Source organism: Actinoplanes sp. NBC_00393 (assembly GCF_036053395.1).
In the GTDB taxonomy this organism is placed as follows: domain Bacteria; phylum Actinomycetota; class Actinomycetes; order Mycobacteriales; family Micromonosporaceae; genus Actinoplanes.
This window is the reverse complement of record NZ_CP107942.1, coordinates 10,492,796-10,515,521: the sequence shown is the minus strand read 5'-3', so window position 1 is coordinate 10,515,521 and position 22,726 is coordinate 10,492,796. Positions and strand designations below refer to the sequence as shown.

The window sequence follows — 22,726 nt, the reverse complement described above, 5'->3', positions numbered from 1 at the left end:
CTCCCGGGACGTCGCCGACGGACAGCACAAAGTCTGCCTCGTGGGTACGACAACAACCCGGGAGGTCGGGACGCTACTCCCCGCTGCCCAGCAGATCGCTGAGCCGACGGGTCTGGGCCTCACGCTCGGCCCGGTCCTGCTCCGCGTACGACCGGGCGGGCGCACCGGTGAGCAGGGCCTTGATCTCGGCGACCGCGCCGGGGTCACCGGCGAGCACCGCCGCGGTCAGATCGGCGACCGCCGCGTCCAACTCGGCCCGCGGGACCACCGCGGTGGCGAGACCGATCCGGTCCGCCTCGTCCGCGGAGATCCGCCGGCCGGTCACGCAGATCTCCAGCGCCCGGGACGGGCCGACCAGCTCGGTGAGCCGTTTCGTCCCGCCCAGATCGGGCACCAGGCCGAGGGTCACCTCAGCCATCGAGAATCGCGCATCGTCGGCGAGAACACGCATGTCGCAGTTCAGCGCGAGTTGGAAGCCGGCGCCGATCGCGTGTCCTTGCACCGCGGCGATCGTCACAATGGACGGACTCCGCAACCAGGTGAACGCGGTCTGGAACACAGCAATCTGATCCGCACACTCAGCGGCAGACAACTGTGCCAGCCGGGACAGCGAAGAATCGCCGTCGCCACGCGCCACCGACAGATCCAGGCCGGCGGAAAACGCGCGCCCCTCGGCCCGGACAATGACGACGCGGACGTCACCCGCTAATTTCCGTGAAATGTTGCCGAGCTCCGTCCACATGGCCGGAGTCTGGGCATTGAGAACGTCGGGCCGGCACAACGTCACCGTCGCAACCGGCCCGTCCTGTTCGTAGCGAACGCCTACCTCGTCGGTGCTTACCGGTCCGGCGTCGGCGGCCGTCACGCCTTCTTGCGGCGGCGGGCGCCGCCACGCTGGCGCAACTGAACGCCCGATTCGGTGAGCACCCGGTGGACGAATCCGTAGGACCGTCCGGTGGAAGCGGCCAGCGCGCGGATGCTCTCGCCGGAGGTGTATCGCTTCACCAGGTCCTTGGCGAGCGACTGCCGCTCGCTACCGACGATTCGACGACCCTTCTCAGTACTGGTAGCTGTGCCAGTGGCTGCCATCTTGAATCCTCACGTCGCAGACAGTGCGGTCAGATACGGTCCCACCTATTACACCGTCTCGAACGATCATGCGCCAGGCATCCGGCACGCGTGAACGTGCCCATTTATTACTGTCAGGAACTTGACGGTTACCACGGGCATCAATGTCAGACAGTTTGTCGACAGCACACTGTGCGGCAATTCCCGCCCACCCGGTGTCGGGCACCCGCTCCGCCAAGACCATCGATCACCTGCGGAAACACTCGATCGAGGCAACCCGCAGGTGAAGACGATGACCGCTTCGGAGAGTGACGAGATCGCTCCGAGGGGTTAGCGGCCCGCTAGGGCAATCGCGCCCGACCTGCCCGCAAACGCCCGAACATCGCACTGTCTGTGTGGGCACCAGTTGACAACTGCCGATCCCGATGATCGGGCGTGTTGCGCAGGTTCAAGCGAGCTCGACAAGCTCCAGGAGGTCGTCGCTCCACGCGTCCTCGTCGCCGTCCGGCAGCAGGATCGCGCGGTCCGGCTTGAGCGCCTGCACGCAGCCGGCGTCGTGCGTGACCAGCACAATCGCGCCCGGGTAGTTGGCGATGGCGTCGAGCACCTGCTCGCGGCTCACCGGGTCCAGGTTGTTGGTCGGCTCGTCCAGCAGCAGCACGTTGGCACCCGAGCAGACCAGGGTGGCCAGGGCCAGCCGGGTCTTCTCGCCACCGGAGAGCACACCGGCCGGCTTGTCCACGTCGTCACCCGAGAAGAGGAACGCGCCCAGGATCTTCCGCAGCTCGGTGTCGGTCTGCTCCGACCCGGCGCTGCGCATGTGCTCCAGGATCGTGCGGTCCACGTCCAGCGTCTCGTGCTCCTGCGCGTAGTAGCCGATCCGCAGCCCGTGCCCCGGCCGCACCTCACCGGTGTCCGGCTCGAGCAGGCCGCCGAGCATGCGCAGCAGAGTCGTCTTGCCGGCGCCGTTCAGGCCGAGGATGGCCACCCGGGAACCGCGGTCCACCGCCACATCGACGTCGGTGAAGATCTCCAACGACCCGTACGACTTCGACAGGCCGCTCGCGGTCAGCGGGGTCTTGCCGCAGGGCGCCGGGCTGGGGAACCGGACCTTCGCCACCTTGTCCGAGGCGCGGGTCTCCTCCAGCCCACCGAGCAGCTTCTCGGCACGACGCGCCATGTTCTGCGCGGCGACCGTCTTGGTGGCCTTGGCGCGCATCTTGTCCGCCTGGGCCATCAGGGCGCCGGCCTTCTTCTCCGCGTTGGCGCGCTCGCGGCGGCGGCGGCGCTCGTCGGTCTCGCGCGCTTCGAGGTACGTCTTCCAGCCCATGTTGTACATGTCGACGACCGCGCGGTTCGCGTCCAGATACCAGACCTTGTTGACCGCGGCGTCGAGCAGCTCGACGTCGTGGCTGATCACGATGAGGCCGCCCTTGTGCTGCGCCATGTACCCGCGCAGCCAGGCGATCGAGTCCTGGTCCAGGTGGTTCGTCGGCTCGTCGAGCAGCAGGATGCCCTTGCCGTTCTGCCCGGAGTTGGCGAACAGGATGCGGGCCAGCTCGATCCGGCGGCGCTGACCGCCGGACAGGGTGCCGATGGTCTGGGCCAGGGCCCGGTCGGGCAGACCCAGGTTCGCGCAGATCCGGGCGGCCTCGGCCTCGGCGCCGTATCCGCCCAACGCGGAGAACTGGTCCTCCAGCTGGCCGTAGCGCCGGACCAGCTTCTCGTCGCTGCTCTCCTCGAGCTGCACCTCGAGTTTCTGCATCTCGGCGAGGATCGCGTCCAGCCCGCGGGCGGACAGCACCCGGTCGCGGCCGGTCACGTTCAAATCGCCGGTGCGCGGGTCCTGCGGGAGGTAGCCGATCTCGCTGGTCCGTTCGACAGTTCCCGCGTACGGAATCCCCTCGCCGGCCAGCACCTTCAACGTGGTGGTCTTGCCGGCGCCGTTGCGGCCGACCAGGCCGATCCGGTCGCCGGGCTGCACCCGCAGGGTGGTCGGGGAGATCAGGATGCGCGCGCCGGCGCGAAGTTCCAGTCCGGTGGCGGTGATCATGACGTTCTCGCTCTCGGTGATCGGGCTGACTCAGGGCGCAGTAAAGCGCCGGCCATCAGGCGGGATGGTCGGCGCCGGGGCAGGTCAGCCTTCGCAGAGCAGCACCCGGCCATCCTACCGGGCGGCCCCACCGAGCTCCCACTCGATTAATTCACAAGATCAACGGGTACACGGCGGGCAACCGTGGCGAAGGCAGGACGACATGGAACTGAACGAACGCGCCGACATCGACACCAGTCAGGTCAACGATCGCGGCCGCGGTGGCGGCGGCATCGGTGGCCTCCCGATTGGCGGCGGTGGCCTGGCCGGCCTCGTCGTCACCCTGGTGATCGCGCTGGTCGGCGGCTATTTCGGGATCAACACCATGGGCGGCGGCGGGGAGAGCAGCGCACCGAGCTCCCAGCTGGCCGAGTGTGAGCAGCCCAACGCTCTGCAGAACCTGAAATGCCGCAACGTTCTCTACGTCAACTCGATCCAGGCCTACTGGCGGGACCAGCTGCCGAAGTCCTTCGGTGAGCAGTACCAGCCGGCCGACACGAACCTCTTCGAGGGCGGCGTGAACACCGCCTGCGGCGCCGCCGACTCCGGTGTCGGACCGTTCTACTGCCCCGCCGACGACGCGGTGTACATCGACCTCTCCTTCTACGAGGTGCTCTCCAAGCAACTCGGCGCGCCGGGCGAGTTCGCCCAGCCCTACGTGCTCGCCCACGAGTACGGCCACCACGTGCAGGACGTCCTCGGCACCGAGGCGGAGATGCGCCGCCGCCAGCAGCGCGACCCGGACTCGGCGAACCAGGAGTCGGTCAAGCTCGAGCTGCAGGCCGACTGCTATGCCGGCGCGTGGGCCAACGCCGCGGCGAACACCACCGACCAGGACGGCGACAAGATCTTCAAGAGCCTCACCGACCAGGACATCCAGGAGGGCATCCAGGCCGCCGGCCAGATCGGCGACGACACCCTCCAGCAGCGCGGCGGCGGCAAGGTCGACCCCGAGCAGTTCACCCACGGCACGGCCGCCCAGCGGCAGCAGTGGTTCCGGGTCGGCTACGAGTCCGGCGACCCGAAGCAGTGCGACACCTTCAGGGCGGGCGCGGTTACCTAGGGCTCGCGGATCAGGATCGGGACCGCACGAGCCGCGGCCACCGCGGTGACCAGCACCGCATGCCGCGGCTCGGGCACGTCCAGCAGCCGCCCGGTACGCAACGCGGCCACCGCCGCCAGCTGAGGAGCCGCGAGGATGGCGTCGACGGCCGTACGATCACCGCCGGTGACAAGCGCGGCCATCGTGCGTACCTCGGGAAGCAACAGACGTCCCACGATGCCGGCGCCGTCCGCAGCGGCCGCTTTGGCCTGATTGTCCCGGCGGCGCGCGAAGCGCTGCTGCGACCAGCCACCCGCCGCCGTCCGTCCCTGCACGTAATGCGTGTCCACCTTGGACGAGATCAGTTTCTCGCCGTCGGCGACGCCGACCGCGACCGCGCCCTTGCGGGCCAGCAACAACCCCAGCCGGCGCGGCTTCCGGGCCTCGCTGATCAGCTCGGCCACCGTCGCGGCCGGACCGGCGCCGGGTGGCGCATGCAGCGTCGCCGACGCACCGTCCGCGGCGGTCAAGGTCAACCCCTCTTCGGTGTACGCCCCGTGCCGCGTCGCGAAGTTCTCCAGCCATCGGGGCAGCCGCTCAGGAGCGACATCCACCCACTTCCCGCCGCCGGCGGCCGCTCGTTCGCCCATTCTTGTCACACTACGGTGGCAGGATCCGTGCCATGAGCGACCTCACCGGGATCCTGATGGAGCGGCTCACCGCGGCCTTCGAGGGCGGGCGGGATCCGGTGCGTGCCGCGGGCGCGGCGGCGTACATGAGGGGTCAGTTCCCGTTTCTCGGCCTTGCCGCGCCGGCCCGGCGCTCGCTGGCCCGCACCGCGCTGGCCGGCCTGCCCAAGCCGGCCGAGGCCGACCTGCGCGAGGTCGCGGTCGCCTGCTGGGCCCGTGACGAGCGGGAGTTCCAGCACTTCGCGTGCGACTACCTGATCGCCCACGGCCGCATCGCCGGGCCCGGTTTCCTGTCCACCGTCGCCGAGCTGATCACCACGAAGTCCTGGTGGGACACTGTGGACCCGCTCGCCACCCGGGTGACCGGCGCCCTGGTGACCCGGCATCCCACCCTGCGGAGCCGGATGGACGAGTGGTCCCGCGAAGAAGATATGTGGCTGGTGCGGACGGCGATCCTGCACCAGCTGCACTACGGGAAGGACACCGACACCGACCGCCTGTTCGGATACTGCACCGCTCAGGCCGGCCACCCCGACTTCTTCGTCCGCAAGGCGATCGGCTGGGCTCTGCGGCACTATGCCCGGACCGATCCGGAGGCGGTCCGGGCATATCTCGCCGAGCAGGGTGGGCGGCTGTCACCGCTTTCCGTCCGGGAGGCCGCCAAGCACCTATAGGAGCATGACGACCGCGAGGACAGCGATCACGGCGCTGGAAACCAGTGCGGTGATCAGGCGACCGCGCTCGCCGGTGAGCAGGCGGCCGATCAGCGAGCCACCGCCGGCGATCAGCAGCTGCCAGCTCGCCGACGCGAGGAACGCGCCGACCACGAACCACACGCCACCACCGGCGCCCCCGTTGCCGAGGACCAGCGCGGCGAAATAGATCACGGTCGCCGGGTTGAGCAGCGTGAGGCCGAGGATCCCGGCGTAGGCGCGCAGCGGCGTGGTCGGCCGCTCGGACCGCTCGGTCACCGTGCGGTGGCGCAGCGCACCCCAGGTGGTCCAGCCGGCCAGGCCGAGCAGGACCACGGCGCCGACCCAGCGCAGCGGCTCGGCGATCGGTGCGATGGCGCCGGCGACGGCTGCCCCGCCGGCCACCGCGACCAGCGCGTAGAGCCCGTCTGCGGTGGCGGCGCCCAGCCCTGCGGCAGCGCCGACTCGCAGCGAGATGCGGGCGCTGAGCCCTGCGATCAGCACGGCGATGGCGCCGACGGGCACAGCGATGCCGTAGCCGGCGACCACGCCGGCCAGAAACGCCGCGTTCATGACCGCTGCTGTGGAACCGCCGTCCGGCAGGCGGCCGTCTGCTGTCGCGCGGCGGCCCGATCGGCCACAGCGACAGAGACAGCGGGGTACGGCTTCAGCTTGGTCACGCCGCCATCATGGTGTTCCGGTCGTTCTCCGGCTACTCAATATTCTGCCGGATATTGATCACATCGTGCTCCTTGTCGAACTCGAAGCGTGACCGACGGCGTCCCCTCTCGATAGGGTCCGATCATGGTCGCGGAACTGATTCTGGTCCGGCACGGGCAGAGCCTGGCCAACGTCGCCTTCCCTGCCGCGGACGCGGAGAACCTGCTGGAGGTGGAGGTCAGCGGCCGGGACGCGGAGGTGCCACTGACCGAGACCGGGGAGGAGCAGGCCAAGGCGCTCGGTACGTGGCTGGCTGCGCTGCCCGAGGAGCACCGCCCAGAAGTGGTGATCACCTCGCCGTACCTGCGGGCGCGCGAGACCTGGCGGATAGCGGCCGAGTCGTCGGGGTTGAGATGGCCGGAACCGCACACCGACGACCGGCTCGTGGACCGGCTGATGGGCGAGCTGGAACTGCTGACCCGGGCGGCGGTCCAGGCCAGGTTCCCGGACGAGGCGGGGCGGCGGGCCGATGCGGGCGAGTACAACTACGCGCCACCGGGCGGTGAGTCCTTCGCCGACATCGCGGTACGCCTGAAGTCCTTTCTGGACGACCTGCACCGCGACCACGCCGACCGTCGGGTGATCGTGGTGGCGCACGACGCGGTGGTGCTGATGATGCGGGCCGTCATCGAGCAGCTGGCCTGGGACGACGTGCTGGCGGTGGAGGCCGAGGCGGGCAGCGTGCGCAACGCGTCGATCAGCCGCTTCGACGGCTCGTCCGGCACCCTCGTGCTGGACCGGTACAACGTCATCGACCATCTACCCCCGGCCTGATCAGGGATGGTTCCCCCGAACCGCCAACTGGCCGCTCTGCTCACGGCCGAGGCCATCTCCATGCTCGGCAGCCGGATCACCTTCGTGGCACTCCCCTGGCTGGTGCTCACCACCACCGACTCCGCCCTGCACGCCGGGCTGGCCGGGTTCGCCGAGATGCTGCCGTACGTTCTGGCCGGTCTGCTCGGCGGGCCGATCGTCGACCGGGTCGGCCCGCGGCCCACCGCGATCGCCGCCGACACGGCGTCGGTGTTCGCCGTCGCCGGCATCCCCGTCCTCGCCTTCTGCCAGAACGTCTCGCTCGGGCTTCTACTGGCCCTGATCGCCCTGGTCGGCGCACTGCGCGGAATCGGCGACGCGGCGAAACGCGCGCTGCTGCCGCGCACCATCGCGGCCGCCGGCCTCTCCACCGAACGCGGCACCACGCTCTACGACGGCATGTCGCGCGCGTCGACGCTGATCGGCCTGCCGCTGGCCGGCGTCCTGATCGCGACCTTCGGCCCGGCGACCGTGCTGCTCTTCGACGCCGCGTCCTTCGGACTCTGCGCACTGCTGCTGGCCGGCCTGGTCCGGGCCGGTTCGGCCGGTGCGGCGGCCGGTCCGGAAGAAGAGCCGGGGTACGCGGCCGCGCTGCGAAACGGTTTCCGTTACGTCCGCGGGGACCGGTTGATCCTCGGCATCATGTCGATGCTGTTCATGACGAACATGTTCGACCAGGCGTTCGCCACGGTGTTCGTACCGGTCTGGGTCCGCGACGGCTCGCACGGGGCAGCCGCCTTGGGGGTGGTCGGAACGGCTTTCGGGCTGGGCGCGGTCGCCGGGAACATTCTTTACGCCATCCTGTCGCCACGCCTGCCCCGGCGCCGTACCTTCAGCATCTGCTTCTTCCTCGGCGGCCCGGCGCAACTGATCGCGCTGGCCCTGACCGACCAGGTCTGGATTGTGCTCGCCACCGCAGCACTCGCCGGCGCGCTGATGTCCACGGTCAACCCGATCCTGCTGGCCGCGGTCTACCGGCGCATCCCCGTGCACATGCAGGGCCGGGTGATGAGCGTCCTGATCGCCGTCTCCTGGGCCGGCATCCCGTTCGGCAGCGTCCTGGGCGGCTGGGCCACCGAGCGGCTCGGCCTGCACACGGCCGCCCTGCTGGCCGCGATCGGCTATCTGCTGGTCACCGTGGCGCCGTTCCTCTTCCCCGCGTGGCAGGCCTTGGACCGGCACAAGGCCGAGGTCACCCCGAGCAAGGCGGTCGTGCCTGTCTGACCGCCTTCAACGTCGGCTCCCTGCCAGTCCGGCGAATTCGCCGGCCTCCTGCTGGTCCGGCCCCAGTCGCCGGGCCCCTACCGGTCCGGCCCACTCGCCGGGCCCTACCGGTCCGGCCCACTCGCCGGGCTCCTGCCGGTCCGGCCCGCTTGCCGGGCCCCTACCGGTCCGGCCCACTCGCCGGGCTCCTGCCGGTCCGGCCCGCTGTCAGCGCAGGCCCGCCGCGAGTTCTTCGGCCTGGGCCAGCGCTTCGGCGGCTCGTTCCCGCTGGTCCGGGTCCAGCTCGACCTCGCCTGCCCGCTTCAGCACCGCCCGGGCCGTGTCCGGGTCGTCCAGGGTCACCGCGAGCTCAGCCCGGTAAGCCATCACCTCGACCAGCACCACCGGATCCTCGTCCGGCCCGGCCTTGCGCAGCGAGGCGTCCAGGATGCGAGCCGCCTGCTGGTGATCGCCCTTCGAATCGGCCAGCACCACCGCGTTCTCCATCGCGGAGGCCAACCGCCCACCCTGCTCCGGCGCCGCCACCGGCCGCAGCGCGCTGATCCGGATCCAGTTCCCACCCGGATCCACCACGCTGAACCCGGTCACACCCCCGTTGTTCTTCCTGGCCCGCGGCCGCGTCATCCGCGGAATCCCCGCCAACGGCACCCGCCCGAACCGCTCGCGCAATCCCTCCGCGAACGCCCGATGCAGACCCTCGATGTCTTTGACCAGCACCACACAGGTGCTGTAGGAATTCTCCGGCTCGAACTCCGGCATGCCGAAGAAGCCCAGATGCAGGTCTTCCCTCTGCATCGCGATATAGGGATTCGGCCGGGTCTGCCGGTAGGTGGTCCGAAAACCGAGCGCCGTGTAGAACTCGGCCATCACATCGATAGAAGCGCAGGGCAACTGCGGTACAGCAATCTCGTCGGCCATGCCCTCCATCTATCCAGGCTTCGCCAATCAGCGCCCATGGGTTGGCACATTGATGCACTGAGCTGCGCAAACTGTCCGCGAATAACGCAGCGGATGAACCGTCCACAGCGAGTCGGGCCGGATCGGGCTGGGTTTGGGCACCGAAGGCACGCCGGGCTCGGCCGGCTCGAGCTGCACTTCGGGCACGGATGCAATGCCGGGCTCGGCTGGCCGGGCCGGGTTCAGCTGGTCGGGCCGGGCTCGGCTGGTCGGGCCGGGCTCGGCTGGTCGGTCCGGGCCCGGCGAAAACTTGGTGCAGAGTCGCAGGCGGCTGGCTACGGTCGCCTCGATGACTCTTGCTTATGACGTATCCGGCCACGGGCCGGCCGTGCTTCTCCTGCACTCGACCGTTTGCGACCGGCACATGTGGGATCCGCAGATGCCCGCCCTGACCGGCGCCGGCTACCAGGTGGTCCGCTGCGACCTGAGCGGGTACGGCGATTCGCCGGTTCCCGACGGCCCCTTCGACAACGTGCAGGACGTCGCCGACCTGCTCGACTCGCTCGGCATCGAACGCCTGGCGGTGGTCGGCGCCTCCGGCGGCGGCCGGGTGGCGCTCGAGTTCGCCGCGCGGTGGCCGGCCCGAGTCAGCGCGCTGGCGTTGCTCTGCTCCGCGATGCGTGGGCACGAGCCGAGCGTCGAGCTGCGAAAGTTCGGTGCCCAGGAGGACGCCCTGCTGGAGGCCGGCGACGTTGCCGGTGCCACCGAACTCAACGTCAACCTCTGGCTCGGCCCGGAAGCAGACGAAGCAACCCGGTCCAAGGTCCGCATGATGCAGCGCCACGCCTTCGAGGTCCAGCTCGCCGTAGACGCAACGGCCGCACAGTCGGAGGTCGCGCAAGCCCAAGCAGAGGCAGAGTCTGCACAGGCGCAGGCACAGGCACAGGCAAAGGCACCGGCACCGGCACCGGCTCAGGGCGCGCAAGCACAAGCTGCAGAGGCAGAGGCAGCACAGGCACAGGCCGCGCATGCACAGGCCGTGCATGAACAGGCCGCGCATGCACAGGCCGCCACCACCGCTGAGCCGGCCGAGAAAGCTGAGCTGGCTCCGGCCCAATCCGCCACCGACCGGCAGCTCGCCGCGAATGCCGAGCTCGCCACTTCGCAGCCCACCGCGGAGGCGGAGGCCGACGCGCAGCAAGGCGCCACGGAGGACGGCGGGGTGGATCTCAGCTCGATCGTCGCGCCGGCGCTGGTCGTATCCGGGGCGCATGACCTGCCGGACTTCGAGGAGATCGCGGTTCATCTGGCCGGGGTGCTGCCACACGCCCGCCACCTGCATCTGGACTGGGCCGGCCACCTGCCCAGCCTGGAGCGTCCCGACCTCACCAACGCCTTGCTCGTCTCCTTCCTCGCAAACCCGAGCTGACAAGGGACAGCGCCACGAACCGAAGCTGACAACGGACAGCGCCACGAACCGGCGCTGACGAGCGCGCCGCCACCAACCCAAGCTGACCGGGCGCCACCAACCCAAGCTGACCGGGCGCCACTAACCCAAGATGACGAGGGCGCCGTGGCCAACGCTGACTCGGCAATGGGCAGCCCCCACCGACCGCGAGCTGGCAAAGGGCAGCGCCACCAACCGAGCTGGCAAGAGAGGCTCAGAAGCCCTGACGGGGGATCAATCCATCTTGCTCCACTCTCGGAGCTGCTCGGCGACGGCGCGGTCGCCGTCGATTCGCACCTCGTCCAGGGCAATGCGGCGGTACAGCACGAGCACCAGCTCGCTCGCTGTGCCCTGGATGCGGGTGACCGGTGCGCCGCTTGCGGCTGGGTCGGCGAGGGCGCCCGTGGGGGACAGGTCGACCGTCCATGACGGGCCCTCGATCGCCTGGAGCTGCACCCGGGCTGGGCGGTGTGGCCAGGCCCCGAGCGAGCCGAGACCGACGGACAGGAACTCGGCCACGCCGTCGACCGCGACGGCGGCCGGCAGCGGCTCCGGCTTGCCCAGCGCCTCCTGGGCGTCGAACGCGTGCACGGCCGCCTCCTGCACCTGGTGCCGGGCGACGGCCCCGGCGGTCAGCGGCGCGCCGGAGGCGCCCCACCAGGCCCAGCTCGGCGCGTCAGGGCCGGCCGCCCGCAGAGCGGTCACCAACAGCCGGGTGGACTCCTCGAACCACTCCAGCAGGTCACCGTGCGGGCTCTGGTCTGGCCGCTGCTCCACCGTGGGCGGTGCGGAGTCGTCGGCCAGGGAGACTGTCACGGCCCAGAAGCGCTGGACCGCGCCGAGGTGGGCGACCAGGTCGTGCAGCGACCAGTCTGGACAGCCGGGGACGCGCACGCTCCGGTCGGGGGCTGCGGCGGCGGCGTCGCGCAGGGCGGCCGAGCGGCCGACGATCAGCGACAACAACTCCGGGAAGGGCGGGATCGGGCTCATTCCCGGTTTCTACCACCGGGGTACGACAAAGGGCGGCGCGCTGAACCCGCACCGCCCTCTAGACGTACCGATCAGACGTTGAAACCCAGCGCGCGCAACTGCTCGCGCCCGTCGTCGGTGATCTTGTCCGGGCCCCACGGCGGCAGCCAGACCCAGTTGATCCGGAAGTCCTGGACCAGTCCGCCGCCGGGGCCGGTGGTCAGCGCCTGCCGGGTCTGGTCCTCGATCACGTCGGTCAGCGGGCAGGCCGCCGAGGTCAGCGTCATGTCCAGGGTGGCCACGTTGTCGTCGTCGATGTGGGTGCCGTAGACCAGGCCCAAATCGACCACGTTGATGCCGAGCTCGGGGTCGACGACGTCCTTCATCGCCTCTTCGACGTCGGCGACGGAGGCCTTCTTGGTGACCGCGGGCTTGTCGGCGGCCTCCGAGGAGGCGGCCGCCGAGATGGCGGCCTCCGAGACGGCAGCCGCCGACACGGCAGACTCCGAGACGGCAGCCTCTGAGACTGCGGCCGACGGAACCTCGACCGGCTCGCCACCCTCGGCGGCCTCGGCACGCTCGGCGGCGAGCCAGGCCGGAACCTCGTCGACGGAGGGGTCGGTGGCCGAGCCCGGGGCGGTCGCCACGGTCTGAGCGGTATCGGTCTTGTCAGTCATGCTGTGCCTCCTCGGGCATGCCGTCGCACTCGGTGCAGCTGCCTCAGCGCCGGCCGAGCATTGCCGGCCGTCGCTGACGCAGCGATCATGCCTTCACTTCCGGGCTCACGCCCACGTCCACGCCCGCACGCGCCGCCGCGTCCTTGAACGCCATCCACGGCAGCAGCGCGCACTTGACCCGGGCCGGGAATTTCGCGACCCCGGCGAACGCGATGCCGTCGCCGAGCACCGCCTCGTCCGGCTCGATCTGGCCGCGGCTCTGCATCAGCTCCACGAACGCGTGGTGGATCTCCGCGGCGGAAGCCGGGTCGCGCCCCTGCAACAGCTCGTGCAGGACCGACGCCGAGGCCTGGCTGATGGAACAACCCAGCCCATCGTACGAAATATCAGACAAGTCGGTGGAGACACGTACGGTGATCTCGTCCCCGCAAGTCGGGTTGACGTGGTGCGCCTCCCCGTCGAACGGGTCCCGCAGTCCCCGCCCGTGCGGATTCTTGTAGTGGTCGAGGATGATCTCCTGGTAGAGACCGTCGAGCATCATCAGCCGAACACCTTCCGCACCTGGTCGAGACCGCGCGCCAGGGCGTCGATCTCGTCCGTGGTCGTGTAGAGGTAGAACGAGGCCCGCGTCATCGCCGGCACGCTGAAGCGGGAGCAGACCGGCCGCGCGCAGTGGTGGCCGACCCGCACCTCGACTCCGAGCGCGTCGAGAATCTGGCCCACGTCGTGCGGATGTACCCCGTCGACGCCGAACGACACCGTGCCGCCGCGCCCTTCAACCGAGGAGGGCCCGAAGATCCGTACGCCGGGGACAGCGGTAAGGGTGCTCAGCGCGTACCGTGTGATGTCCTGTTCGTGCTGGTGGATCGCCTCCATGCCCAGCCCGCTGAGGTAATCGACGGCCGCGCCGAGGCCGATGGCCTCGGTGATCGGCGGAGTGCCGGCCTCGAACCGCGCCGGCGGCGCGGCGTAGGTGGTCCCGGTCATCGTGACCGTCTCGATCATCGAGCCGCCGGCCAGGAACGGCGGCAGCTGCGACAGCAGCTCGAAGCGGCCCCAGAGCACGCCGATCCCGGTCGGGCCGAGCATCTTGTGCCCGGTGAACGCGATCAGGTCGGCGCCGAGCGACGAAACATCGATCGGCAGGTGCGGCACGGATTGCGAGCAGTCGAGCATCACCAGCGCACCGACCTCGTGCGCGCGCTCCGAGATCCGGGACACGTCGTTGACCGTGCCGAGCACGTTGGACATGTGCACGACCGAAACGATCTTGGTCCGCGGCGTGATCAGCGAGTCCAGTGAAGACTCGTCGAGGCGGCCCTCGTCGGTGATGCCGAACCAGCGCAGCGTGGCGCCGGTCCGCTCACAGAGGAGCTGCCAGGGGACGATGTTCGAGTGATGCTCCATCTCGGAGATCACGATCTCGTCCCCCGGCCCGAGCCGGAGCAGCTGCCCGGCCGAGTGGGCGACCAGGTTGATCGCCTCGGTGGAGTTCTTGGTGAACACCACCTCGTCCGGGCTCGCCGCGCCGATGAAGGACGCGATCTTCGATCGGGCGCCTTCGTACGCCTCGGTCGACTCGGTCCCGAGTGTGTGCACCGAGCGGGACACGTTGCCGTTGTACCGCTCCTGGTGCGCGCGCATGACGTCGAGCACCTGCACCGGTTTCTGCGAGGTGTTGGCGCTGTCCAGGTAGACCAGCGGGTGGCCGTTGACCTCACGCTGGAAGATCGGGAAGTCCTTGCGGACCCGCTCGACGTCAAAGCTCATCGGAAACCCCTCAGGCCTTGGTCAGGAACTTCTCGTAACCCTCGGCCTCGAGCTGCTCGGCGAGCTCCGGGCCACCCTCCTGGACGATCTTGCCGCCCACGAAGACGTGCACGAAGTCCGGCTTGATGTAGCGCAGGATCCGGGTGTAGTGGGTGATCAGGAGGAAGCCGGTCGTCCCGGTCGCGCGAACCCGGTTCACACCCTCGCTGACCACGCGCAGGGCGTCGATGTCGAGGCCGGAGTCGGTCTCGTCGAGGATCGCGACCTTCGGCTTGAGCAGCTCGAGCTGCATGATCTCGTGCCGCTTCTTCTCACCGCCGGAGAAGCCCTCGTTCACGTTGCGCTGGGCGAACGCGGGGTCCATCTGCAGCTTCTCCATGGCGCCCCGCAGCTCGCCGGCCCAGGTACGCAGCTTGGGCGCCTCGCCGTCGATCGCGGTCTTCGCGGTCCGCAGGAAGTTCGCCACCGAGACGCCGGGGACCTCGACCGGGTACTGCATGGCGAGGAAGAGACCGGCCCGGGCGCGCTCGTCCACGCTCAGCTCGAGCACGTCCACCCCGTCGAGGTGCACCGTTCCGCCGGTGATCTCGTACTTCGGGTGGCCCGCGATCGAGTAGGCCAGGGTCGACTTGCCGGAGCCGTTCGGGCCCATGATGGCGTGGGTCTCGCCGGCCTTCACGGTCAGGTCGACACCGGACAGGATCGGCTTCAGCTCGCCCTCGGGCAGCTTCACCGAAACCTGCAGGTCGCGGATCTCCAGGGTGCTCACGGCTCTACTCCATTACTCGGTGTCGTCGAAACGTAGATGTCACCGTCGCGGATCTCGACGGCGAAGGTCGCCACCGGCGAGAAGGCCGGCGGTCCGGAAGGCTCACCGGTGCGCAGGTCGAAGCGGGAGCCGTGCAGCCAGCACTCCAGCGTGCACCCGTCCACCTCCCCCTCGGAGAGCGCCACGGAAGCGTGACTGCACTCGTCACGGACCGCGTAGAAGTTGTCGTCGTCGGCGTGCACGACCGCGACCTCGATGCCGCTGTCGAGCTCCACCTGGAGAGCGGTGCCCTTGGCCACGTCCGTCACCGGACCGACGTACTCGAAGGTCATGAGCCTGACGAGGCCAGCCGGGCCTCGACCGCGTCGCCCAGGCGCTCGCGGAGCTCCTCGACCGGGATCTTGTTGATCAGCTCGGCGAAGAAGCCGCGAACCACCAGCTTGCGGGCCTCCTCCTCGGGGATGCCGCGGGCCATCAGGTAGAACAGCTGCTCGTCGTCGAAACGGCCGGTCGCGCTCGCGTGGCCGGCGCCGGCGACCTCGCCGGTCTCGATCTCCAGGTTCGGCACCGAGTCGGCGCGCGCCCCGTCGGTCAGGACCAGGTTCCGGTTGATCTCGTACGTGTCGGTGCCGGTCGCCGCCGCCCGGATCAGCACGTCGCCGACCCAGACGGTGTGCGCCGACGCCCCCTGCAGCGCCCCGCGGTAACCCACGTAGCTGCGGCAGTCCGGAACGCTGTGGTCGACCAGCTGGCGGTGCTCGTGGTGCTGACCGGAGTCGGCGAAGTACAGACCCCAGAGCTCGGCGTCGCCGCCGCGTCCCGCGTACTCCACGCTGGTGAACTGCCGGACCAGGTCGCCGCCGAGAGTGACCTGCACGTGCTGGACCCGGGCATCCTTGCCGACCCGGAACTTGACGTGCTGCGCTTGGACGGCGTCGCGGTCCCACTCGGCGAGCGTCACGAAGGTCAGCTGGGCGCTGTCGCCGAGCACGACCTCGATGTTGTCCGCGAGGGTGACCGAGCCGGTCTGCTCCAGAACGATCGTCGCCTTGGCGAAGTTGCCCAGCTTCACGTAGGTGCGCGCGGCCGCCGCGTCGCCGCCCTTGCCGACCAGCCGGATGACAGCGGGCTCGGCGAGCTCGGCCTCGGCCGCCACCTCGATGAGGGTGACACCGGCGGCCGAGCCGTAGGCCAGGGCGCTGATCCGGTCGAACGGCGTGAGCACGTCCTGCACCGAAGCAGCGGAGGTCACCGTCACGCCGGCCGGCAGGTCGCCGTACTCGACGGACGGCGCGGCGCCGGTCAACGACGTGGCCTTGACCAGGTCACGCAGCCGCTTCAGCGGGGTGAAGCGCCACTCCTCCTCCAGCCCGTTCAGGGCCGGGAAGTCGGTGACGTCGAAGGAGCGCAGCACCTGCGACTTGGTGCTCGGCGGGGCGATGGCCTCGGTAGTCATTTCTTCCTTATGTCCGCTTTACCAACAGATGGCCGGGGTGATTAACCCACAGCCCCTTCCATCTGGAGCTCGATCAGGCGGTTCAGCTCGAGCGCGTACTCCATCGGGAGCTCCTTGGCGATCGGCTCGATGAAGCCACGCACGATCATCGCCATCGCCTCGTCCTCGGTCAGGCCGCGGCTCATCAGGTAGAAGAGCTGGTCCTCGCTGACCTTGGAGACGGTCGCCTCGTGACCCATGTTCACGTCGTCCTCGCGGATGTCGACGTACGGGTACGTGTCCGACCGGGAGATCGTGTCGACCAGGAGCGCGTCGCACTTGACCGTGCTCTTCGAGTTCGACGAGCCCTCGAGCACCTGCACCAGACCCCGGTACGACGTCCGGCCGCCACCCCGCGCGATCGACTTCGAGATGATCGTCGAGGAGGTGTGCGGCGCGGCATGCACCATCTTGGCGCCGGAGTCCTGGTGCTGGCCCTCGCCGGCCATGGCGATCGACAGAACCTCGCCCTTGGCGTGCGCGCCGGTCATGTAGACGGCCGGGTACTTCATCGTCACCTTGGAGCCGATGTTGCCGTCGACCCACTCCATGGTCGCGCCCTCTTCGCAGGTGGCGCGCTTGGTGACCAGGTTGTAGACGTTGTTCGACCAGTTCTGGATGGTCGTGTAACGCACCCGGGCGTTCTTCTTCACGACGATCTCGACGACCGCGGAGTGCAGCGAGTCGGACGAGTAGATCGGCGCGGTGCAGCCCTCGACGTAGTGCACGTACGAGCCCTCGTCGGCGATGATCAGGGTCCGCTCGAACTGGCCCATGTTCTCCGTGTTGATCCGGAAGTAGGCCTGCAGCGGGATGTCCACGTGCACGCCCTTCGGCACGTAGATGAACGACCCGCCGGACCACACGCTGGTGTTCAGCGCGGCGAACTTGTTGTCGCCGACCGGGATGACGGTGCCGAAGTACTCCTTGAAGAGCTCTTCGTGCTCCTTCAGCGCGGTGTCGGTGTCCAGGAACAGGACGCCCTGCGCCTCGAGGTCCTCACGGATCGCGTGGTAGACGACCTCCGACTCGTACTGCGCGGCGACACCGGCGACGAGGCGCTGCTTCTCCGCCTCGGGGATGCCGAGCTTGTCGTACGTCGCCTTGATGTCCTCGGGCAGGTCCTCCCAGGAAGCGGCCTGCTTCTCGGTGGAACGCACGAAGTACTTGATGTTCTGGAAGTCGATGCCGGTGAGGTCGGCGCCCCAGTTCGGCATGGGCTTGCGGTCGAACAGCCGCAGGCCCTTCAGGCGCAGGTCGAGCATCCACTGCGGCTCGCTCTTGAGCGCCGAGATGTTGCGCACCACCGCTTCGGACAGCCCGCGCTGGGCGGTCGCGCCCGCGTGGTCGGCGTCGGCCCAGCCGTATTCATACCGACCAAGAGCGGCGAGGTGCTCTTCCTGAGTGACGATCTGGTCAGTCATGTATCTGTCCTAACCGTGATTGCGGTGGGTGCGCCCGACGAGGCCGGGATGTGCGTGGTGCACACCCCGTCGCCGTGCGCGATGGTGGCGAGACGCTGCACGTGGGTGCCGATGAGCCGCGAGATGACTTCGGTCTCGGCGTCGCACAGCTGAGGAAACTCGGCAGCCACGTGAGCCACCGGACAGTGATGCTGGCACAGCTGCCCGCCGGACGCGATCGTGGTCGCACTGGCAGCGTAGCCTTCCGCGGTCAGCGCCTCAGCGAGCGCCTCCGCGCGGGCGATCGGATCGTGACCGGCCGACCGCAGCGCCGCCGCCAGCCGATCCCCGAGCGCCTGGACCTGGGCGGAGGCGAACGCGCTCACCGCCTCCGGACCGTGGTTGTCGGCGATCCAGCGCAGCGCGGCAGTGGCGATGCCGTCGTAGTGGTGCGGGTTCAGATCCTCGCGGCCGGCGGCGGTGAGCACGAACGCCTTCGCCGGGCGGCCGCGGCCGCGGGGCTTGTCGCTGCGCAGCTCGCGCGTCTCCACGAGGTCCTCGGCGAGCATGGCGTCGAGGTGCTTGCGGATGGCGGCCGGGCTCAGCCCCAGCTCGGCCCCGAGCTCGGCGGCGGTCGTGGCGCCACGCGTCAGGAGCAGCTGTGCGACCCGGTCACGGGTGCGCCCGTCCGACACGGTGGCGGACGCCACCGAGCCGATCTGGATCAGCACCTCGTTTTTCACTACGCCAACGTTACGTATTTCGCCAGGGCCCTGCAAACCGATCCCCGGTGATCCACCACACCGGTTACCGGAGCTCCGGAAATCGCCGGTCCGGGGCGCGCGTACGATTCGCCGCGTGAAGTCCTCCGCGTTGAGCCGTCTGGCCTCCGCCATGCGCCCGCTCGCCCTGGCGTCCCTGATCGCCAACGTCGGCCTGATCGTCACCGGCGCGGCCGTCCGGCTGACCAAATCCGGCCTCGGCTGTCCCACCTGGCCGCGATGCACCGAGGACTCGTACACGACCACACCCGAGATGGGCATCCACGGTGTGATCGAGTTCGGCAACCGCTTGCTGACGTTCGTGCTGGTCGCGCTCGCCTTCGCCTGCTTCGCGGCCGCGCTGGCGACCCGCCGCCGGGCGCTGATCGTGCTGTCGGTCGCGGTCGCGCTCGGCATCCCCGGCCAGGGCGTGGTGGGCGGGATCACGGTGCTCACCGACCTCAACCCGTGGGTGGTCGGCCTGCACTTCATCCTCTCCGTCGCGCTGATCGCCGGCTGCTACGCCCTGTGGCGCCGCGCCGGCGAGGGCGACGGCGAGCCGGTCCGGCTGGTGCCCGCCCCGATCCGCCACCTGGCGTGGATCACCACCACGGTCAGCTTCGCGGTCATCGCGGCCGGCGTCGTGGTCACCGGCAGCGGCCCGCACGCCGGCGACGCGAACGCCAAGCGCAACGGCCTCGACCCGGCAACCGTCTCGCAGATCCACGCCGACCTGGTGTTCCTGCTGATCGGCCTCAGCGTCGCGCTCTGGTTCGCCCTGCGCGCGGTCAACGCTCCCCCGACCGCGATCCGCGCCGCCGTCGTACTGATCGCCGTCGAGCTCGGCCAGGGCGTGATCGGCTTCGTCCAGTACTTCACCAACCTGCCGGTCCTCCTGGTCGCCGCACACATGCTCGGCTCCGGCCTGGTCTGGACCTCCACCCTCGCGGTCCTCTGGTCCCTGCGCGAACGCCCCGTCTTGCTGGCCACGCCGCCTACGGCGCCGCTCGACGATCTTCACCCGGCCGAGCCGGTCAGCGCGGCCTGAGCACAGCGAGACCTTCCTCAAGCGCTTTTCCGGTACGCGCGACGCCGCTCCGCCGAACTACACCGTCCCGCCGCACGACGCGATCACTTGCCCGCTCCAGGCCGCCCGGCGGCCGCCGGGCTGATGCAGGCGCCCACTCTCACAACCCCGGACCGCTCCTTGGCGACGCAAAGCAGCACTCGGCGTCAGCCGAGCAAACCAGCTGACCGCCAGCGTCGCCTCCGCCGGCGCGAAGCAGCACTCGGCGTCAGCCGAGCAAACCAGCTGACCGCCAATGTCGCCTCCCGCCGCGCGAAGCAGCACTCGGCGTCAGCCGAGCAAACCAGCTGACCGCCAATGTCGCCTCCGCCGGCGCGAAGCAGCACTCGGCGTCAGCCGAGCAAACCAGCTGACCGCCAGCGTCGCCTCCGGCGGCGCGAAGCAGCGCTCGGCGTCAGCCCTGCGTGGCGGCTGACGGCGAGCGCTGCCGAGAGAGCAGAAGCACTGCGCGACGGCCGGCCAAGGGCGGCCCGGCCGGCCACCTGCATGAGCCCGGCGGGCGCCGGGCGGCCTGGAGCGGGCTGGTGATCGCGTCGTGCGGCGGGACGGTGTAGGTCGGCGGAGCGGCGTCGCGCGTACCGGGGAGGGGGTGGAATTCAGGCCGACGCGCGACCGCGACGGCCGACGAGTTGTCTCGGGGTGGGGCGTCAGAGGCGGGTGAGGATGGCGTCGGCCAGGCGGGCGGCGGCGCCGGGCGCGGTGCGCAGGAAGAGCGAGGGCTCGGTGAGCTCGAGTTCGATGAGCAGCGGCGAGCCGTCCGGGCCCGGAATCATGTCGACGCGGGCGTAGAGGAGGCGCTTGGCACCGCCGGGGACCGCGGCCAGGACGCGTGCGGCGAGGTCCAGCTCGGCGGGTGACGGGGTGCGCGGGCTGATGTTCTCGTCGCCGGCGTCCTTGGCGCCCTCGCCGGGGGCGTTGAGCATGGCGCCCTTGCGGATGCCGTGGCTGAAGGTCAGCTCGCCGGCCGCGTCAGGGGTGCAGAGGACGGCGGTCTCGCCGGCCGTGTCGACCGCGGCAAGGTACGGCTGGATCATCGCGGTGCGGCCGGCGGTGGTGAGGCGCGCGACGTGGGCCTCGGCGAGAGCGCTCTGGGCCGGCAGCGTGTAGCGGCCGGTGTCCTGGCTGCCGGCGCTGATCGTCGGCTTGACCACCCACTCGCCCTCGGCCGGCGCCGTCCACGTCTCACCGGGGCCGATGAACTCGGTCGGGATGGCCGGGATGCCGGCCGCGGCGAGGTCGCTCAGATAACGCTTGTCGGTGTTCCACGCGATGATGTCGGCCGGGTTGGCCAGGCGTGGCACGCGGCGGGCCCAGTCGACGAAGGCGTCGCGGCGGGCCACATAGTCCCACGGGGAGCGGATGACCGTCAGGTCGTACCGGGACCAGTCCGCGTCGGCGTCGTCCCAGCGGACCGCCTCGACGATCACCCCGCGCTCGCGCAGCGCGTCACGCAAGGGGTGATCGTCGTCCCAGAGGTCGGGAAAGGTGGCGCAGGTAACCAGGGCCACCCGAAATTCGGAACTCACTAGCGGGCCATGCTCCGGCGAGCCATGGAACGCCACAGGTCGTTGCTGGGTCGCATCTGCTCGAGAAGCTCGCGCTCCCACTCGTTCTCCACCTCGACACCGGCGTGCTGGCAGGCCGTGCGGGCCTGGTTGGTGTCCTGGGCGAACTGGTCGGACCACTCGCCGTCCTCACCGACGAGGACGATGCGGGCGCCGCGCTTACCGACGTACTCCACCACCGCCTTCGCACCGCCGTGCTCGGCGGCGAAAGACTTGATGTCGGAGGTCAGTGTCGTAACGGAACCTTCTGCCATGGATCGAAGCCTAAGCAGTCAGCCCTGTGCTAGGGGGCCCTCCGTCGCCTTTTTGTGACTCCAATTACCTGCGCGTTTCAACGGATGACGCATTGTTATGCGCCGATAACGTCCGAATTGCGCTGCGCCCGACAATCAACCCTTCGAGTGACGGACAGTGACTGACACTGACCACAATCCGGGCATCCTGTGCGACGCCGTCAGACCAGAGCGTCAACCGCGACAGCCATGAAGACCACGGTGAGGTACGTGATCGACAGGTGGAACAGCCGCATCGGCATGATCGGGCGGCCCACCTTGGCCCGGTAGACCAGCCGGATCGCCTCGCCCAGGAAGACGCCGCCCATCACGAGTGCGGTGACGCCGTAGATCGGTCCGAGCCCGAGCGGCCAGGCCACCAGGGACACCGCCACGGTGAGCACCGTGTAGATCAGGATCTCGAAGTTCACCCGCTCCATGGAGCGCACGACGGGCAGCATCGGAATGCCGGCCCGCGCATAGTCGTCCTTGTACTTCACCGCGAGCGCATAGAAGTGCGGCATCTGCCAAAAGAAGACAACCGCAAAAAGCGCCCATCCCATCGGGGCGATGGTGCCGGTCACCGCGGCCCAGCCGATGATCACCGGCGCCGCGCCGCAGACGCCACCCCAGAAGGTGTTCGCCGGGGTTCGCCGCTTCAACCACATCGTGTAGACGACGTCGTAGTAGAAGATCGACGCCGCGGTGAGCGCGGTCGCCAGCCAGTTGGTGAACGCCGCCATCAACACGATCGAGATCACGGCGAGCGTGAGACCGAAGACGAGCACCGCCCGCGGGGTCATCTCGTGGGCCGGCAGCGGGCGCCGTTTCGTCCGCCGCATCAGCTGATCGATGTCGCGGTCGATGTAGCAGTTCAGCGCGCTCGCCGCGCCGCCCGCCAGGGCGCCACCCACCAGGACCACGAAGAACGTCAGCGGGTCCGGCCAGCCGCCGGCCGCGAGCATCATCGTCGGCACGGTGGTGACCAGCAGGAGCTCGACGATCGCCGGCTTCGTCAGAGCCAGATAGGCGCGGAACACCGCAGCCCGATTGCGTCGAGTTTCGACACGTGGCGCACGCTCCGCCACGCCGGGCGGCCGTCCGGGGACGGGACGCTCGGTGATCATGCTCACGGACAGCCACCTTCCGGCATCGGCTTCGACTCGCGGCCGTAACCAGGGATCCACCCGGCGGCCCGCCCGGACAGCGTACGCGCAGCCGTCTCCGCTGCTCGGCGCACCCAGCACGGGTGCAGACGGTCACACCGTCTGAAC

Annotated in this window: 24 protein-coding genes; 6 read left to right on the top strand and 18 right to left on the bottom strand. The window is 69.6% G+C overall.

What is annotated here, in order from left to right:
• Positions 1–73: 73 nt before the first annotated feature.
• The 3 genes from OHA21_RS48780 to OHA21_RS48770 all read right to left on the bottom strand — a co-directional run bounded on the left by OHA21_RS48780 (position 74) and on the right by OHA21_RS48770 (position 3,121).
• Positions 74–865 (bottom strand): enoyl-CoA hydratase/isomerase family protein, encoded by a 792-nt coding sequence (locus tag OHA21_RS48780; protein ID WP_328467360.1) that lies wholly within the window; start codon positions 863–865, stop codon positions 74–76.
• Complete coding sequence (locus OHA21_RS48775) at positions 862–1,089, bottom strand: helix-turn-helix domain-containing protein (RefSeq protein ID WP_014441759.1); 228 nt, start codon at positions 1,087–1,089, stop codon at positions 862–864. The genes OHA21_RS48780 and OHA21_RS48775 overlap by 4 nt, the downstream gene beginning before the upstream one ends.
• 427 nt (positions 1,090–1,516) lie before the next feature.
• The gene (locus OHA21_RS48770) at positions 1,517–3,121 is read right to left on the bottom strand and encodes an ABC-F family ATP-binding cassette domain-containing protein (protein ID WP_328467358.1); all 1,605 of its coding nucleotides are present in this window, start codon (positions 3,119–3,121) and stop codon (positions 1,517–1,519) included.
• A 202-nt stretch (positions 3,122–3,323) separates the two neighbouring features.
• Between OHA21_RS48770 and ypfJ the strand changes: the two genes are divergently transcribed.
• The gene (gene ypfJ / locus OHA21_RS48765) at positions 3,324–4,223 is read left to right on the top strand and encodes a KPN_02809 family neutral zinc metallopeptidase (RefSeq protein ID WP_328467356.1); all 900 of its coding nucleotides are present in this window, start codon (positions 3,324–3,326) and stop codon (positions 4,221–4,223) included.
• Here the strand turns inward: ypfJ and OHA21_RS48760 are convergent.
• Positions 4,220–4,852 carry an acVLRF1 family peptidyl-tRNA hydrolase gene (locus OHA21_RS48760; RefSeq protein ID WP_328467354.1) on the bottom strand — a complete coding sequence of 211 codons (633 nt, stop codon included), beginning with the start codon at positions 4,850–4,852 and terminating at the stop codon, positions 4,220–4,222. The two genes, ypfJ and OHA21_RS48760, sit on opposite strands and share 4 nt — an antisense overlap.
• Before the next feature lie 32 nt (positions 4,853–4,884).
• Between OHA21_RS48760 and OHA21_RS48755 the strand changes: the two genes are divergently transcribed.
• Positions 4,885–5,565 carry a DNA alkylation repair protein gene (locus OHA21_RS48755; protein ID WP_328467352.1) on the top strand — a complete coding sequence of 227 codons (681 nt, stop codon included), beginning with the start codon at positions 4,885–4,887 and terminating at the stop codon, positions 5,563–5,565.
• On the opposite strand, the gene OHA21_RS48750 is transcribed toward OHA21_RS48755, so the two are convergent.
• Positions 5,560–6,156: a LysE family transporter gene (locus OHA21_RS48750; protein ID WP_328467350.1), complete on the bottom strand. Its 597-nt coding sequence runs from the start codon at positions 6,154–6,156 to the stop codon at positions 5,560–5,562. The genes OHA21_RS48755 and OHA21_RS48750 overlap by 6 nt on opposite strands.
• Before the next feature lie 231 nt (positions 6,157–6,387).
• On the opposite strand from OHA21_RS48750, the gene OHA21_RS48745 reads away from it, so the two are divergent.
• Positions 6,388–7,077: a histidine phosphatase family protein gene (locus OHA21_RS48745; protein ID WP_328467348.1), complete on the top strand. Its 690-nt coding sequence runs from the start codon at positions 6,388–6,390 to the stop codon at positions 7,075–7,077.
• A gap of 6 nt (positions 7,078–7,083) precedes the next feature.
• Positions 7,084–8,340 (top strand): MFS transporter, encoded by a 1,257-nt coding sequence (locus OHA21_RS48740; RefSeq protein ID WP_328467346.1) that lies wholly within the window; start codon positions 7,084–7,086, stop codon positions 8,338–8,340.
• A 207-nt stretch (positions 8,341–8,547) separates the two neighbouring features.
• Here OHA21_RS48740 and OHA21_RS48735 read toward each other — a convergent pair whose 3' ends face one another.
• Complete coding sequence (locus OHA21_RS48735) at positions 8,548–9,258, bottom strand: VOC family protein (RefSeq protein ID WP_442875041.1); 711 nt, start codon at positions 9,256–9,258, stop codon at positions 8,548–8,550.
• Positions 9,259–9,586: 328 nt separating this feature from the next.
• Between OHA21_RS48735 and OHA21_RS48730 the strand changes: the two genes are divergently transcribed.
• Positions 9,587–10,666 (top strand): alpha/beta fold hydrolase, encoded by a 1,080-nt coding sequence (locus OHA21_RS48730; RefSeq protein WP_328467342.1) that lies wholly within the window; start codon positions 9,587–9,589, stop codon positions 10,664–10,666.
• A gap of 252 nt (positions 10,667–10,918) precedes the next feature.
• Here OHA21_RS48730 and OHA21_RS48725 read toward each other — a convergent pair whose 3' ends face one another.
• From OHA21_RS48725 to OHA21_RS48685, 9 genes are all read right to left on the bottom strand, one after another.
• A complete protein-coding gene (locus OHA21_RS48725; RefSeq protein ID WP_328467340.1) occupies positions 10,919–11,674 on the bottom strand; it encodes a maleylpyruvate isomerase family mycothiol-dependent enzyme in 756 nt (251 codons plus the stop codon).
• A 71-nt stretch (positions 11,675–11,745) separates the two neighbouring features.
• Entirely contained in the window at positions 11,746–12,150 is a 405-nt protein-coding gene (locus tag OHA21_RS48720; RefSeq protein ID WP_442875217.1) for a metal-sulfur cluster assembly factor, read from the bottom strand.
• Between the two features lie 265 nt (positions 12,151–12,415).
• Positions 12,416–12,871, bottom strand: coding sequence for a Fe-S cluster assembly sulfur transfer protein SufU (gene sufU / locus OHA21_RS48715; protein ID WP_328467338.1), 456 nt, complete (start codon positions 12,869–12,871; stop codon positions 12,416–12,418).
• Positions 12,871–14,100: a cysteine desulfurase gene (locus OHA21_RS48710; protein ID WP_328467336.1), complete on the bottom strand. Its 1,230-nt coding sequence runs from the start codon at positions 14,098–14,100 to the stop codon at positions 12,871–12,873. Before OHA21_RS48710 ends, sufU begins: the two co-directional genes overlap by 1 nt.
• A gap of 10 nt (positions 14,101–14,110) precedes the next feature.
• Positions 14,111–14,869 (bottom strand): Fe-S cluster assembly ATPase SufC, encoded by a 759-nt coding sequence (sufC, locus tag OHA21_RS48705; protein ID WP_328467334.1) that lies wholly within the window; start codon positions 14,867–14,869, stop codon positions 14,111–14,113.
• Positions 14,866–15,201, bottom strand: a complete 336-nt coding sequence (locus tag OHA21_RS48700) for a Rieske (2Fe-2S) protein (protein WP_328467332.1) — start codon at positions 15,199–15,201, stop codon at positions 14,866–14,868. Before OHA21_RS48700 ends, sufC begins: the two co-directional genes overlap by 4 nt.
• A complete protein-coding gene (sufD, locus tag OHA21_RS48695; RefSeq protein WP_328467330.1) occupies positions 15,198–16,325 on the bottom strand; it encodes a Fe-S cluster assembly protein SufD in 1,128 nt (375 codons plus the stop codon). Before sufD ends, OHA21_RS48700 begins: the two co-directional genes overlap by 4 nt.
• 41 nt (positions 16,326–16,366) lie before the next feature.
• On the bottom strand, positions 16,367–17,788 hold the full coding sequence (gene sufB / locus OHA21_RS48690) for a Fe-S cluster assembly protein SufB (RefSeq protein WP_328467328.1): 1,422 nt from the start codon (positions 17,786–17,788) through the stop codon (positions 16,367–16,369).
• A complete protein-coding gene (locus OHA21_RS48685) occupies positions 17,785–18,510 on the bottom strand; it encodes a helix-turn-helix transcriptional regulator (RefSeq protein WP_328467326.1) in 726 nt (241 codons plus the stop codon). The genes sufB and OHA21_RS48685 overlap by 4 nt, the downstream gene beginning before the upstream one ends.
• Before the next feature lie 151 nt (positions 18,511–18,661).
• Here OHA21_RS48685 and OHA21_RS48680 point away from each other — a divergent pair, with 151 nt between their 5' ends.
• Entirely contained in the window at positions 18,662–19,576 is a 915-nt protein-coding gene (locus OHA21_RS48680) for a COX15/CtaA family protein (RefSeq protein WP_328479007.1), read from the top strand.
• Positions 19,577–20,262: 686 nt separating this feature from the next.
• Here OHA21_RS48680 and OHA21_RS48675 read toward each other — a convergent pair.
• From OHA21_RS48675 to OHA21_RS48665, 3 genes are all read right to left on the bottom strand, one after another.
• Positions 20,263–21,141 carry an ATP-grasp domain-containing protein gene (locus tag OHA21_RS48675; protein ID WP_328467324.1) on the bottom strand — a complete coding sequence of 293 codons (879 nt, stop codon included), beginning with the start codon at positions 21,139–21,141 and terminating at the stop codon, positions 20,263–20,265.
• Positions 21,141–21,434: a hypothetical protein gene (locus OHA21_RS48670; protein ID WP_328467322.1), complete on the bottom strand. Its 294-nt coding sequence runs from the start codon at positions 21,432–21,434 to the stop codon at positions 21,141–21,143. The genes OHA21_RS48675 and OHA21_RS48670 overlap by 1 nt, the downstream gene beginning before the upstream one ends.
• Positions 21,435–21,634: 200 nt before the next feature.
• The gene (locus tag OHA21_RS48665) at positions 21,635–22,585 is read right to left on the bottom strand and encodes a heme o synthase (RefSeq protein WP_328467320.1); all 951 of its coding nucleotides are present in this window, start codon (positions 22,583–22,585) and stop codon (positions 21,635–21,637) included.
• Positions 22,586–22,726 lie beyond the last annotated feature (141 nt).